We start from the raw sequence: 15,378 nt of genomic DNA, 5'->3' as shown, positions 1-15,378 counted from the left end.
CGCGAGAAATATTTGCGGGTGAAAGCCCTTTTTTGTTTAGATGGGCACAGACAAGCCAATTATCAAAGAGAGAGCGGGGGCCATATCACTCTATGTACATATGTTAGAGGAGAGAGGTGAGGAAAGAAAAATGGCCTATCCTTCTGACAGTCAATTCATCCCGTTTATGCTCGGGGGAAGTCCATTCGTAGACGTCCCGAACGATGAAAGTCCCGGCTCTGTCGACATGGTAGGAAACGCTACGTTTCCCGTTGCCTTTTTGGCGTACGATGGAACATATCTCTACTTTCGGATGAGAGTCAATGAAGATCCAAGAAATTCGCCAAAAACAGGGTTTCAAAACTTTGCTTGGGGATATTTGATAAATACAACCGGAGTGGCTGGCACATACCAATGGATGTTGGGCGTGCAAGGCTTGCGCAACCGAGTTGCCTTGATTCAAAACACCATTGTTGAATTTAACTCTTGGAACGATCCGGCAGAGGGCACAAACGGCAGTGGAGCACCCAACTGGCAAGCGCCGATTATCAATTTTGACACGGCTCGTGTTCGGCTGACGAATGACGGCTCTAATTTTAGCGGCACTCCTGATTACTTCATCGATCTCGTCATGCCGGCTGCTACTTTTTTTTCCACGATCGGTGTTACCTCCCTTACTTCCATTCGCTTCCTCCCTTTTACCTCTGCAAATGACAATAATTACAACAAAGACTCTCTGCGAATCAGTGAAGGCTTTAGCTTTGAAAATTCCTTGAGCAATACGACTACGGTGGCGACAGGAGACGTTCGGGCCAGCCTTGCCATCGATAAGCAAGTAACAGCAGGACCAACCGTCGTTACTACAGGACAACTATCGCAATGGACGGGATCGATCACTGTCACCAATACCGGGAAGAGCCAGGCAACGACAGTTGTTGTCAACGATTTGATCGAGCTGGATCAGGTAACGGCTTTTACGGTGAACGCAACAAGTATCGGCTCTGTCATCTACAATCCCCTCACGAAGGTGCTCAGCTGGACGATTGGCAATTTGGCCGCTGGTTCTACTGCCAGCTTGTCATTTGCGGTCAGTGGGGTTTTCGCAGTCTCTCCCGGCGGAACACGGCGCTTAAACACAGCGACAGTTACTGGCGTAGACAGCTTTTCTGGCGGGACGCTTTCTCCTGTTCAGGACAATATTGTCATCACGGTTAACTTGGCTGGTAGTGTTGCTGGCGTGGTGCTTGACCAGTCCACGAACTTGCCTGTTGCAGGTGCGCAGGTCGCGCTGTATGATTCGATTCCTGTCCTAATCGGAACGACGACAACAGACACAGATGGTGCCTATTCGTTTACCGGATTGGCTCCTGGTCTGTATTCTGTGTCGGTGACCGCGCCGACTTATGATCCCAAAATCCAATTCGTGAGCGTTTTGGCAGGGCAGACCACAAGAGCGGACATTTTGCTTCCTCCGAGTCCGGGTCAGGTGAACGGGACGATAACAGATACCGGTTTGGCCCCCATCGTAGGAGCAGTGGTAAAGCTAATAAATACGACAGGTGTGACAGTAAACCAGGCAGTGACTGGGGGCGGGGGGACCTATCAGTTTACGAATGTCGTGCCGGGTGCCTACACCCTGGCAGTCAGTGCGGATACATTCCAACCAGCAACCGTTGCAATCAATGTTATTCGAGCCCAGACGACTACACAAAATGTAGCGCTCCAAACATCCGTTGCCCAGCTCTCCGGACTTGTAACAGGTCCTGGCGGCATACCGATTGCCGGGGCATTGGTGGAAGTGCTGAACCAGACAGGAATTACGCTGACGGAAACGACTACAGATGGAGCTGGCACGTATCTGCTGACCAAGCTCGCAGGAGGTATTTATCAAATCCGTGTCAGTGCCGCGGGCTTTTCCACACAATTAGCTGGAATCAGTCTGCAAGCGGGCGATGCCAAGGTTCTTCATTTTTCTTTGATGACTTCATTTGGAACGGTAAGTGGAACCATTTTCGATGCGCAAACGGGTGAGGAAATCCCAAATGCGAGCATCAAGGTGGTAACTCGCTCGGGGATTGCTGTAGGAGAGACATTAACCGACGCGAATGGAGACTACACTTTATCCTTGCTTGGTCCAGAAAACTATGTCCTTACGGCTTCTGCAGAGGGGTATGCGGGGAAAACAGTTGGGATCGGGATCAATGTTGGAGCAACTACACCGGTTGACCTCCAATTGGAAAAACTGGCAGGGATATTGAATGGGACTGTCTCGGACACAGGGAGCAATCCGCTTGGTAATGCTACTGTCATTGTTATGAAGGGAATTGTTCCTGTGGCGCAGACCATTACCGACAGCACTGGCACCTTTTCCTTTCCGCACTTGGCCCCAGGCACGTATACCGTAACCGCTTCGGCTTCTGGTTATTCCACTATTGTGTTAGGGGCAACTGTACAGCCACAGGAAATATCGTCCCTTGCTTTTGTCTTACAAGCTTCTCCGGGATCAATCGCAGGACAGGTGGTCGACAGCGGCAATCAGCCGATTCAGGGTGCGGCTGTGGTCGTAAGGGATAATACGGCAGCAGGTGCTGTTGTCGCTACTGTATTGACTGATGGGAACGGACAGTATGTGGTACCTAACTTGCTACCGCAGGCGTACGTTGTCATCGTATCTGCTCCGAATAAAACGACAGTAAACACTGGGGCAATCGTCACCTCATTAACGACAACAATGGTGAATGTGCAACTGGCAGACTTGCCGGGAAGCATTTCAGGTTCGGTTTTTGATGCTACCTCTGGTCTGCCGATCACTGGTGCTTCGATAGCGGTTAGCGTGTTGAACCAAGCAGGGGCAATCGTCGCCCATGCAAATAGCGATCTGTCGGGCAATTACCAGATCACAGGGCTTGCACCCGGAGCTTATACCATTACGGCTCGTGCAACCAATTATGAAACAAACAGTGCTTCCGCTCCTGTGCTTGCCAACACAAATACGCCTGTCAGCTTGGCGTTGTTTGCGAGTCCGGGTGAGATCCAAGGACAGGTGCTTGCTGCAGGGACGTTACAGCCGATTGCCGGTGCACAAGTAAATGCACTCGATTTCAATGGCTCCGTCGTGCATTCGGTATACAGCGATAGTCAAGGAAGCTTTACGATCACGGGCTTGGCGCAAGGTCAATACGTCATCAGTGCTTCGGCGGATGGTTTTCAGTCCAATCATGTCGGAGCCATTGTATTCGCGAATACAACTACTCCTGTCCAGGTTCAGCTCAATCAGGATTTCGGCACAATTAACGGTACAGTAGTTCCTGTCGTACCGGGAACGACCATTCAATTGTTCGATAACAATAACCTGTTGAAAGATACATTCGTTGCAGATGGAAATGGGGCATTTTCATTTTCAGGGGTCGCACCAGGCTCTCATATCCTTATCGCTACCGCTCCAAGCTACGCTGTTCAATCTGTTGGAGTGATCGTACAGCCAGCGCAGACGACCATCGTTTCCTTTACGCTTATCCCGAATCCGGGCAGTATTTCTGGAACGGTGCAAGACACAGGTATGCAGCCGATTGTCAATGCCGTTGTTCGTATTCTGGATTTGAATGAGACGACAATAGGCTTTGGTTATACGGATTCAAACGGGGCCTATACAATTGGCAACCTGCCTGCCGGATCATTTGTCGTGGTGGCAAGTGCCCCCGAATATGTTACGGGCTCGGTTGGTGTTACTCTTGAACCCGGTGAAAATAAGACTGGAGTAGACTTTGCTCTTGAGGCGAATGCAGGCGGGATTAGTGGACAGGTGACGGACACGACGAATCCCACGGTATTCATTGCAGGCGCCGTTGTACTGATTCGTTCCATAAGTAACGGAAATGTAGTGGCTACAGCAAGCACCGACCAGACGGGCAGCTATTTAATTCAACATCTTTTGCCGGGTGCTTATACTGTCACAGTTAGTGCGCCTAGCTATGCAGATCAATCAGTAGGGGCCAATGTAGTCAGTGGAGAAACGACAGGGGCTAGTGTGGTGCTCTTGCCTTTGCCTGGGTCCATCGTGGGCAGTGTCATAAATAGTTTGGGTGTACCAGTTACGGGAAGCGAAATCAGCGTCAAGCTGTTGGATAGCAATCAAGCCGTCAAACAGAGCCTGCTCGCGAATCAATCGGGCGTATTTTTCATTGGGAGTGTTTCTCCTGGCGTTTATACCGTGATCGCATCAGCGTCTGGATATGCCGTAGGAACTATTGGCGTGATCGTTGCAGCCAATACCGCAACTCCGACGACAGTCACGTTACCTGACTTGCCAGCGGCTATTTCGGGTGTAGTGACCAATCAGATGACAGGATTCGGCATTCCGGGAAGCACCGTGCTCATTACAGATGGCCATGGCGTTGTGCTTGCTCAATTGTTGACAGATAATCAAGGCAATTTTTTGGCTGAGAAGCTTCCGCCGAGTGTTGTAAATGTAACTGTTTCTGCGCCGAACTTTGTATCCGTCTCGCAGGCGGTTATTTTGCAAGGGGGCATTACCACCACCTTTCAGCAGGCATTAGTTCCCAATCCCGGAAGTTTATCCGGCGTTGTGACTGATCAGGAGACGGGCTTGCCGATCATTGGCGCAACACTAATCGTCTTCGACAGCACTCGTGCCGCTGTGGGCTCCGTACTGACAGATGCAACGGGAAACTTTTCGCTTGATAGGCTGGCTCCTGGAGGGTACACCATCAATGTCAATGCAACTGGATATGCAAGCGATGTAGCTGGTGCACTAATACAAGCAGGGGCGGCGTCCGTACTTAGCTTTGCCTTAAACGAGTTGCCCGGTGGAATCGCTGGTACAGTGCGAGACGAAGGTACGGCTTCACCGATTGCCAGTGCGGTCATTACGGTTCGACAAGGAAGTCCGTCTGGAACGATACTGGCTATTGTCCTGACGAATGCGCAGGGTCAGTATATGGTGAGTGGACTATCTCCTGGGAGCTATACACTAATCGCAAGTGCGACGGGATTCGCTGCTGAGGCGTCAACAACTATGGTCGGGATGGGAGCGACTACCGGTCTTGATTTTTCTTTGCCGAGTCTGCCTGCAAGTGTCACAGGAAAAATTAGTGACGCCATTCTCGCCACACCCTTGCCGAATACGCTCATCCGTTTGCAGGGCAACAATAACACGATTCTCTTTGCAACGCAGACAGACGCCCAGGGGATATACTTCATGGATGGATTTGTGGCTGGAAATTACACCATTTTGGCAAGGAACGAAAGCTATCAGAGGGAGAGTGTTTCCTTTGATGTAGCCGCTGGAGGAACAGCTACAGTCAATATCCCACTGGACCCGAACCCTGGTGATTTGCTGGGCACCGTCAGGGATGCGCTTGATGGCACGCCACTGGTAGGGGCGGAAGTATTGATCTATTTTCCAGGCACAAACAACTTGTTGTCTCGGACGATTACAGACGGTCTCGGTCAGTTTAAAATCGACGGCTTGGCGCCATTAACTTATACGCTCGCGATAAGCGCTCAAAACTACACCACCCAGCCTGTTGGTGCGACGATCTTTTCCGGACAGACGACTGCGATTGATGTGGGGCTTCCTCCCTTTCCAGCTACGGTAACAGGTCAGGTTCAGGCTGCTGGTGGAGCTGTCGTTCCCAATGCATTGGTACAGGTGAAGGATTCACATGGAACATTGTTCGGCAGTGCAATTACAGATGACTTGGGCCATTTCTCAGTTGGTAACCTCCCGCCTGGGACATATTTGATTACCGCAAGTGAAAATAGCTACGCAACTGCAACACAAAGTATAACAGTGCCGGCTGGGCAGACAATAAGCGGAGTTATTCTCACGATGTCTCCTCTTCCAGGCAACATCTTCGGACAGGTAACCAATCAGTTGACGGGACTCCCGATCACAGGGGCGGCCGTTGCGATTCAGCTGTTTGCAAACGGCTTGTTTGTTGCCAACACCGTTACGAACCAGAGTGGGCAATTCCAGGTGAAAGGCTTGACGGCCGGAGAGTACAATGTCATCGCAAGCGCAGATGGCTTCGGTACACATTACAGTACCGTTACAGTAGCAAACGGGCAGACGACTGTGGCGACAGTCGAGCTATTGCCATTCGTCGGAACGATATCCGGGATTGTCCTCTTGCCAGACGGAAATCAAGCCAGTGGTAACAATATTCAATTGTCGCTATTCCATTCAAAACAGATTCGCCTGCAAAATATCCTGGCTGAGCCGGATGGCACATTCCATTTTGTCAATGTCGCTCCGGGGACGTATACCGTTATCGGGACCATCCCGGGCATTGGTACCGGTCAGGCAGAAGCAGTCGTTTTGCCGAACCAAACAACCTTTATCATCATCCGCCTTTCTCAAACGGGTACGATACAAGGAACGGTTCGATCTGGTTTAACAGGCTTGCCAATTGCTGGAGCGACTGTATATGTGCAAACGGTAAATCAATCGAACAGAACGACTGTAGTCGTTCAAACAGACAGCTTCGGCAGGTACAAGGTGACTGGTCTTACTCCTGGCACCTACTTGGTTGTAGCCAATGCGATGGGGAGTGGAGAAGCGAGAGGGACAGTAACGCTAGGTGCAGGGGAAGTCGTGACGCTCGATCTAGTTCTAGTTCCAGCAGCCATGAGCGGATCTTTTCGAGTCGCTACATGTCCGACCATTTTATTTACCCCATTTTGATGATTTGGAGAATTGCTCCACTTAAAAATATAAATATGGCGGATAACTCCTTTTTTGGTATAATAGCTGTAGAAATACGGCTATTTTGTTTTGGGTAAAAACAAGGGGGAGCGGGCCATATGATGAAACAGCAAGAGGAGCAGTCCCATCCATTGACAGCTACCATCACGAAGACAAATACGCTTTTGCATATTCAGAGTCTCCTTCCCTCCTTTACGAAATCGGAGCAAAAGGTTGCCCATATTGTCTTACAGCAGACAGACAGCGTGATTTATTCATCGGTGATTGACCTTGCCGAAAAGGCTGGAGTGGGTGAGACGACCGTTTTGCGATTTTGCAGGAAAATAGGCTTCCATGGCTATCAGGAATTCAAGCTGGCATTGGCGCAGGAATTGGTCAATCCGGTCAAAAACTTGCATGGAGAAGTAGGAGAAGACGATTCGCTGGACATCATCACGCACAAAGTAACCGCAACCAACCAACAGGCGATAGGGGATACCTCGGCGCTGTTTCAGTTCGAACAGCTGGAGCGCTGTGTAGACCTTTTGCAAAAAGCAAACACGATCCATTTTTACGGGGTAGGCACGTCTGCGGTAACAGCCCAGGATGCCAAGTACACGTTCTTGCGGATTGGGCTTCGCGTGGACGCTTTTAATGAATCGCATCTGCAAGCGATGGCTGCAGCGACTCTGGGACCAGGGGATGTCGCGATTGGTTTGTCTGTATCAGGCAGTACGAAAGACACGATCGATTCATTGAAAGTCGCTAAACAGGCAGGCGCAGCTTGCATTTGTCTGACGCACTATCGACGCTCGCCGATTACGAATGTAGCGGACATTACGCTTTTAACCGCAGCGCAAGAAGGTCCGTTACAGGGGGGCTCTCTCGCAGCCAAAATTGCTCAGCTGCATGTACTGGATGTTATCAGTACGACAATCACGATGCGCAACAAGGAAAAGGCCCTGTTATATAAAGAGAGAACAGCGAAGGCTGTCCTAGAGAGAAAATACTAACTGGTAGTTCAAAAAGTCGTCTTTTGAAATAGGAGTGGTTGGAAATGAAGCTCGTGATCGTGAAAGATTACGCGGAGCTCAGCAGAAAAGCTGCTGAAATGCTCGTAAGCGAAGTAAAAGCAAATCCGCAGACTGTCCTTGGCCTTGCAACCGGAGGCACGCCAGTAGGGATGTACCGTGAGCTGATCAAGCTGTCGCAAGCACAGAGCATCGATTTTTCACAAGCGAGCAGCTTTAATCTGGATGAATACGTCGGACTTTCCTCGACTCATCCGCAAAGCTATCGTTCGTATATGGAAGAAAACTTGTTCAATCACATCAACATTCCTGCGGAGAAAACACATGTGCCAGTTGGGAATACGACAGATCATTTGGCAGAGTGTGCACGCTATGAGGAAGCGATCCGATTGGCAGGCGGGATTGATATCCAGGTGCTGGGGATCGGCAATAACGGCCATATTGGCTTCAACGAGCCTGGCTCTCCTGCTGACTCATTGACGCGCGTGGTCCAGCTCACTGACAGTACGATTGAAGCAAATGCCCGCTATTTTGATAGTGTGGAACAGGTGCCGACTCAGGCGGTTTCCATGGGGATCAAGACGATTCTTGGCGCTAAAAAGGTTGTACTTCTCGCAAGCGGAGAGGCAAAAGCAGAAGCCGTGCGATTGATGCTAGAGGAAGAGCCTACGGCAGATGTCCCAGCCTCCTTATTGCAATTGCATCCGGATGTAACCGTTATTGTAGATCAGGAAGCAGCGAGCAAGCTGACCACCTCCATACTTGCAGGAACCAAACCAAGCGGCAGCTAATGTACCGCTTGGTTTTTCTTTTGCTTGTTCACCAATCTGTTCCGAATACGCACTTGTTCCTTATGCTATACTGGGAATGTTGCAAGAAGGTCACCAGATTTTTCTAAGGAGCTGATTTTAATGAGCGCAAACGAAGCGTTGCTTACATTAGAAGGTTGGTATACGTATCATAATTTCCGCACCATCAATTGGGAAAAGTGGAAAGCAGCGTCCGCAGCAGAACGCAAAGAAGCGTTGGACGAGCTGAATGCTTTGATCCGCACATGGGAAGCGAATGAGGGAGAGAACCAAGGAAGCACGGCTGTGTACTCCATTCTCGGACACAAAGCAGACCTCGTGTTCATGTTCCTGCGCCCAACTATGCAAGAACTCGATGAGATCAAAACAGTGTTCAATAAAACTCGCTTTGCTGCTTATACAGAAGCTCCTTATTCGTATGTATCCGTAGTTGAGCTGAGCAATTATGTAAATAGCCCAGGTGAAGATCCAAAAGCGAATCCGCATGTGCGCGACCGCCTCTATCCAATCCTGCCAAAATGGGAGCACATTTGCTTCTATCCAATGAACAAAAAGCGCGATCTGCAAGACAACTGGTACATGCTCTCCATGCAGGAGCGCCAAGAAATGATGCGCTCCCACGGCTTGATCGGTCGCTCCTACGCTGGCCGCGTGAAGCAAATCATCGGTGGCTCCGTTGGTTTTGACGATTGGGAGTGGGGCGTTACCCTCTTTGCCAACGATCCGCTGGAATTCAAGCATATCGTCTACGAAATGCGCTTTGACGAAGTGAGTGCGCGCTTCGGCGAATTCGGCAACTTCCTCGTAGGAAACATATTGAATGAAGAAACACTGGTGAAAAAGCTGGAAGTATAATCTACATGCCCAAAAATCCGCTGTGCGAGATCGTCGCATTGGCGGATTTTTTTATTTGAGCCTTTGTTATTCATAAATGGTAAAATAAGGTTGTTTGAAATTGGAGAGGAGAGGTTGATTTGTGTTAAAACGTACTACATCGTGGGGACTTTCACTGGGAGTGTCATCTACCCTTTTGATGACAACTGTATTTGCTCCAGTAGGGGGAGAAATTCTGACGCCAGCCGTACATGCTGCCGAGAAGACGCTTTCGGAGAAAGAGGCAATCGCACTTGCCCAGAAGCAGTTGACGATGCTGAGCGAGTATAAGTTAAGAGATGCCCAATTCGTAGACGGCATTGAAATGTTATGGGGAAAATCCATATGGTATACCAGGTGGGATAAAGAAAATGGTGGAAGTTTAGGTGTGCAACAGGATGCAACGTCAGGAAAAATATGGAAATACGAGTATCTTGGGGAAGAACAGGACTTGGATGCAAACCAAAAGAAGCTAACGGAAGATCAGGCGTTTCAAGTGGCGACTCAATTTCTTAAGCAAGTAGCGACAGAAGAAGAACGGAGTCGTTTATCCAAGCCTAATGAATATCCTGATTCGGAGATTTTCTATACGCGTGATAAGCAGGGAATAGATGTAAATTTTACTCGTATCGAAAACGGGGTTCCTTTTCTAGAGAATGGGTTTCGACTGATAGTGGGTAATGATGGGGAAGTGATCTATTTTGAACGGCGCTGGTCCGAGGGGAAACTTCCAGATGCTTCGAAAGTCATCAAGATAGCGGAAGCGGAGAAGAAATGGGATGAAGGGGCGATTCCAACATTTTTGTACAAGGATATGGCGTCCGTCTCTCGTAAGGAATCTGAACCATACCAGCTCGTGTATGAATTCCAGAGAATCGACCCCCAGTATGTCGATGCGATCACAGAAAAGATGCTCGATTCGTACGGACAGGTTGCCCAAGAAAGGAAGATACAGCCGTTAGGGAAAACCGTTCCCCCATCCACTGCAGAAAGAAAGCTCATTACGAAAGACGAGGCGCAAAAAATAGCAGAGCAACAACTCAAAAAGCTCCCCGGTACATATCGTTCGAATGGCAAAAGCTCTGAATCAAGCGATGGATATGATGAGAACGAAATAAAGAGCTGGTATTTTGAATTTGTTTCGCAACCAGAGGAGGGCAAAAAGTCAGATACTGTAAAAATAGGGATTAACGACAGTGGCCATTTAGTCCATTACAGTGTGAATGCAAAAATCAGGTTCAACGAAGAGAGCAAGAAAATAGAAAAAGGTATTACCTGGGTACAAGCACAAGAGAGTGCGCGAAAACTCGTACAAACATTCTATTCCGATCAGTTAGGAATAATATATGCGGTCGATTACGCTCCAAGTGAGGAAAGGATTAAAGAAATATGGCAAAATGATGAACCATATGAGATCGAATTTGGCTATCTGATAAACGGCATACCGGTAGTTGACACCATCTTTCAAGTCAATGTTGACGCTGAGTCAGGGGAAGTAGTGGATCTGTATAACCATCATTATAACCTTGGACCTTCGGGTGATTCATCTCTTCCCAAAAATGAAGATGGTATCGACCTGAATACGGCGAAAAAAGTCGTGAAAGAGAACAAGAAGCTCATGCTTACTTATTTTCAGCCAAAAGTAAGGGGGAGTAATGGACTAATGAAAATGCTCGAACAACCACTACTCGTCTATCGTTATGTGGGAGAGAAAGGGCTCGTCACAGCAGATGGCAAGTGGCACAGCTTTACCAAGGAACGAAAGCAGTAGCCGAGTGGGTGGCTCAAGCCAGACCGCATGAATACCCTTGCCGACATTCCTGCGAAAATTTATGAAACCTTGTCTTTGGTTCCCGCACACTTTTTGTTAAAGTAAACAGGAAAGCATTTTTGACAGCGGAGGGGAACAAGACTGGGCTTTCTCAAGTTTAAAATTGGTTATCGTACGTTAAAAACAGCCATTGGAACGGCTATCTCGATTCTGATCGCCCAGCAGCTAGGCTTGATGTTTGCTTCTTCTGCGGGGATCATTACGATCTTGTGTATTCAGGTAACAGTCAAGCAATCGTTTCAGACAGCATGGAATCGGATTCTGGCCAGTTTACTGGGTCTGGGAATCGGTGTTTGTCTTTTTTCCCTTATGGGCTATACGCCGATTGCCATTCTCCTTTTCATTTTGCTTTTCTTGCCGCTCGCCGTGCGTTTTGGCATTCAAGAAGGCTTCGTCAACAGCATGGTTGTGCTTATGCATCTGTATTCTTCAAAGAGAATCGATGGGATGCTATTGCTAAATGAGGTCGCTTTGCTCGTCATCGGTGTGGGTGTAGCCCTACTGGTCAATCTGTACATGCCGAGTCTCGATAAAGAGCTGAAAGGGATGCAAGTAAAGGTCGAGAAGCTGTTCAGCAAAATTTTGCGAGAGTTCTGCTACTACTTGCGTCACGGGGAAAGTGATTGGGACGGGAAAGAATTGATCGAAACAACCGGTGTATTGGAGACGGCGATTCGTTTAGCCTCACGAGATGTTGGCAATCGATTGGGACGTCGTAACGATTCGTACTACGAGTATTTTGTGATGCGGCAAAAGCAGTTCGAGTTACTGGAACGCATGATGCCAATCGTCTCTTCCTTGGACAATCAGGTGGCAGAGAGCCATCGGATCGCAGATTTTCTTGAGAGAATTAGTGACTCGGTACATCCGGGCAACACCGCCTACCGCTTCATCGACCAACTACGTCTGATGCAAGAGGAGATCAAGGCAGCAGATTTGCCGCGAACGCGAGAGGAATTTGAGACGCGTGCCTCGCTTTTCTACCTCCTGCGGGAAATTGAGAGCTATTTGTTCATCAAGCATGAGCTAGGCAAGAACAGGGACGAAAAGGCACAGGTGGCAAAGAGTTAGCCAAAACAGTACGTAACAATGAAAGAGTTGTAGAACACCGAAGGAAGGGCTGCGAATACTTTTCGCAGTCTTTTTTTGTTTTTCGGTAAAAACTCCGTGAACTTTTCATTAAAACCAAAAAGTTACACAGTTGTCCTAGTACGTTTTTGAACTTACTTGTATACCGTGTACAAGCGGCGAAAAAAAATCAAAAGAGTAGGATCAAGGAGATGAGAGTGACCAGATGAAATTAATTGTGAATGAAAAAGAGTTGAAAGAGTATTTTCAAGGGCTGCGACGTCTCGTTTGGGGAAAAGACCAAAGAGACGAAGAAGTCGAAAATGACAAGGAAGAAGCTATTCGCTGTTCGCTTCGCAAAGAGCTGTATGCAGAAGAATTCGCCGCGTTTCTACAAGAAAAACACAGTAATTTGCTGCGACAAGATTCTTTTCGTAAAGTGCTGCTGAGGTATTTGCATGAAAACGTCGAGCTGGGAACAGATGCAGGAAGTGTCACAGGGGTCCTGAATGAGGTTGGTCGGGACTATGCTGAAATCATAGAGTCAGGCGGTTCACGTGTGCTGATTCGTTTCACACAAATTAATTATGTTCATGAGGTGTAAGGAGGAGAAGACAAATGAACTATGTTCAGAAATTGAGAACGTTTATAGGCGATAGTGTACAAGTCGTAATCGGATTAGACGTGATTAACGGTGAGTTGCTTGGCGTGACCAATTCGACATTAACCGTGCTTGCAGCAAGTGATCCCGGCTATGGCGGTGGCCAAACAGTAGTATTTCAACTCGATCGCATCACGTACGTGCGCGTTCTCTAATGAAAGAGAGGCAAGGGATAAGGGGCCTAGTGCCCCTATCCATTCTAATCTCTGCCATGCATGGGACAGCTCATCTGCCAAAGCTGATCGCCGCATGCAAACAGCTTGCACCTCTGGAGATCATTGTGATTTCGACAAGGGTCCTGGAACTTGACTCAGGTGTCCGCGTGGTTCTTGCAGAGGCTGCTGAGAATCTATTCTCATGGCGGAGCGAGGCTGCCAAGCATGCAAGAGGGAGTGTCCTGCTCTTTCTCGGTGAAGAACAAATCGATTCGCTGTCTGGATTGCAACGCTTCTTGTTCCCGATTTTATATGGAAAGACACAGATCGTTTTGCCCCAGCAGGATATACGACACAGGAGGCTGACAAAAGGAAGGCCTATCCACAGTTTTTCCCTGCTGCTAAATAATCTCTTTGGCCGCACTGATCTGCGTGAAGCTTCCTTACTAGACACCCCTCACGCGATGACCAGAGAGGCACTTTCCAAAATCGGGGTGGAACAGTTGGCACAGCCTGCCCAAGCGCACAAGAGGGCGGTTATGTGCGGGCTGTCCATTACCGCGCAAACCTTTGGAACGGGGACGGAAGAACAGATGTTTTTGCCACAGCTTCACGGTTCGTTGCTCAAAGAGCTCTCCTTGTATGAAAAGCTGGTGATTACTGAACAGCTTGATCTCGTCTCGCGTCTTCCTTTTCGCGGCGGACTGTCCGATGGAGGCCGGCGAAGAGATATAGCCGAGAATGTGAGTAGTAAAAACAGTGGTATGTCTGTTACACAGGTAGGGAAATGGCCTTTGCGACGAACAACTCTTTACGGTGGGAAAACGGTATCCGTGATCATTCCAGCCCGGAACGAGGCAGCGACGATTCAGCAAGTGATCCGTGAAGTTCTTCGACTGGACCCTGCGGAGATTATCGTGGTCGTCAATGGCTCGGTTGATCAAACAGCACAGCTTGCCCGTGAATGCGGCGTGACGACCGTAGAGTTCCCATTTGCATTGGGCGTCGATACTGGACGGGCAATTGGAGCAAGTCTGTCGAAAGGCGACATCCTGTTGTTTGTCGATGCGGATATGATTATGACCGTCCATGATCTGTACCCATTTGTTCTCGCTTGCGAGTGCGGCGTGGATGTAGCCTTGAATGATGTTTCTGTTTTTTTGAATCAACCTTATGCAGACAATGTCTTTGTGGCTTGCCGCCAAGCGCTCAACTTGGCTTTGAATCGTAAGGATTTGGGGATCGGGTCTATGGTGACCGTCCCCTTTGCCTTACGCAGGGAAGCGGTTGCTCCGCTCGGATGGCACATACTGCTTTGCCCGCCAAAAGCACAAGCAGCATACGCCCAGGCAGGTGTAAAGATGGAATTGGTTCATCAGGTGAACAGTTTCACCTCCAACCGACTCCGGCCAGAAAAACACTTCGCCAGCTCCGGAATGCCCCCTGCCGTCGAACAGATTGCGGGTGACCACGTGGAAGCTTTGCAGTTTCTGGCGAAAGGACGGCAGCGAGATGAGATGTGAAAACAAGAAGACTGGAAGGAGGAAAAGAATTTGGCAAAAGAGAGAATAGAAGGTCTAGTAAGTGTCGTCATTACCAATTTCAACAGGGCTGCTTATATACGTGAATGCTTGGATAGCATCCTTCAGCAAACCTATGAGAATTGGGAGATTATCCTGATCGATGATGCATCGACAGATCATTCCGTTGAAGTGGCCAAAGAATGGCTGGAAGAGAGTAAAAGGCTTTTTCCAAGAGAGAATCAGGTGCTGATTCATGAGCTCCCTCGCAATATTGGCTTTTCGGGTGCGATCAATGTCGGGCATTACCTGAGCAGAGGCGAATTCATCGCGATTCAGGACTCGGATGATTTCTCCCATATCCTGCGTCTTTCGCGGCAGGTTGAATATTTGAAAAATCATCCCCAGATCGATTTGGTTGGTACGAATTACTATGCGTTTTCGGCCGATAATCCGGAAAAAAAGCAGCTAGCTGGATGGATCAAGTACGGCGATGACATTCGCAAAGTATACGGAAACGGGGGACACTGCGTCTGTCACGGAACCTGCATGTTTCGAGGGCGATTGTTTGACCAGATTGGTGGCCCGACACGCCGGATTGAGGGTGCAGAAGACTACGAATTTATCGCCAAAGCTTTGAATGCGAGAGCAGGCGTGAACAATATAGCAGAAGCATTGTATTATTACCGGACCCACGCTGAGCAGCGTTCGGCCCACTATTATCGGAAGAAGGGAGGGTAAAAAG

General features: G+C 48.8%; 10 protein-coding genes. All 10 read left to right on the top strand.

Translation table 11 applies throughout. The features are described from left to right. The first annotated feature begins 130 nt into the window (after window positions 1-130). Window positions 131-6,685 (top strand): carboxypeptidase regulatory-like domain-containing protein, encoded by a 6,555-nt coding sequence (locus tag ACUUHJ_RS24570; protein WP_472300166.1) that lies wholly within the window; start codon window positions 131-133, stop codon window positions 6,683-6,685. A 119-nt stretch (window positions 6,686-6,804) separates the two neighbouring features. Then, a complete protein-coding gene (locus ACUUHJ_RS24565) occupies window positions 6,805-7,698 on the top strand; it encodes a MurR/RpiR family transcriptional regulator (protein ID WP_289674207.1) in 894 nt (297 codons plus the stop codon). Between the two features lie 44 nt (window positions 7,699-7,742). Further along, complete coding sequence (gene nagB, locus ACUUHJ_RS24560; RefSeq protein ID WP_289674206.1) at window positions 7,743-8,507, top strand: glucosamine-6-phosphate deaminase; 765 nt, start codon at window positions 7,743-7,745, stop codon at window positions 8,505-8,507. A 120-nt stretch (window positions 8,508-8,627) separates the two neighbouring features. Beyond that, entirely contained in the window at window positions 8,628-9,380 is a 753-nt protein-coding gene (gene hemQ, locus ACUUHJ_RS24555) for a hydrogen peroxide-dependent heme synthase (protein WP_015892794.1), read from the top strand. Window positions 9,381-9,501: 121 nt separating this feature from the next. Continuing rightward, entirely contained in the window at window positions 9,502-11,169 is a 1,668-nt protein-coding gene (locus ACUUHJ_RS24550) for a YcdB/YcdC domain-containing protein (protein ID WP_472300164.1), read from the top strand. Window positions 11,170-11,310: 141 nt separating this feature from the next. Next, window positions 11,311-12,300 (top strand): aromatic acid exporter family protein, encoded by a 990-nt coding sequence (locus tag ACUUHJ_RS24545; RefSeq protein ID WP_472301240.1) that lies wholly within the window; start codon window positions 11,311-11,313, stop codon window positions 12,298-12,300. Between the two features lie 223 nt (window positions 12,301-12,523). After that, the gene (locus ACUUHJ_RS24540) at window positions 12,524-12,901 is read left to right on the top strand and encodes a DUF2642 domain-containing protein (protein ID WP_472300163.1); all 378 of its coding nucleotides are present in this window, start codon (window positions 12,524-12,526) and stop codon (window positions 12,899-12,901) included. A 14-nt stretch (window positions 12,902-12,915) separates the two neighbouring features. Further along, window positions 12,916-13,113, top strand: a complete 198-nt coding sequence (locus ACUUHJ_RS24535) for a hypothetical protein (RefSeq protein ID WP_015892790.1) — start codon at window positions 12,916-12,918, stop codon at window positions 13,111-13,113. A 29-nt stretch (window positions 13,114-13,142) separates the two neighbouring features. Continuing rightward, window positions 13,143-14,636 (top strand): glycosyltransferase, encoded by a 1,494-nt coding sequence (locus ACUUHJ_RS24530; RefSeq protein WP_472300162.1) that lies wholly within the window; start codon window positions 13,143-13,145, stop codon window positions 14,634-14,636. A 30-nt stretch (window positions 14,637-14,666) separates the two neighbouring features. Further along, window positions 14,667-15,374: a glycosyltransferase family 2 protein gene (locus ACUUHJ_RS24525; RefSeq protein ID WP_289674202.1), complete on the top strand. Its 708-nt coding sequence runs from the start codon at window positions 14,667-14,669 to the stop codon at window positions 15,372-15,374. Window positions 15,375-15,378: the final 4 nt, after the last annotated feature.

The sequence above is a fragment of the Brevibacillus schisleri genome (assembly GCF_055685845.1).
This window is presented reverse-complemented; position numbering and strand designations above follow the sequence as displayed.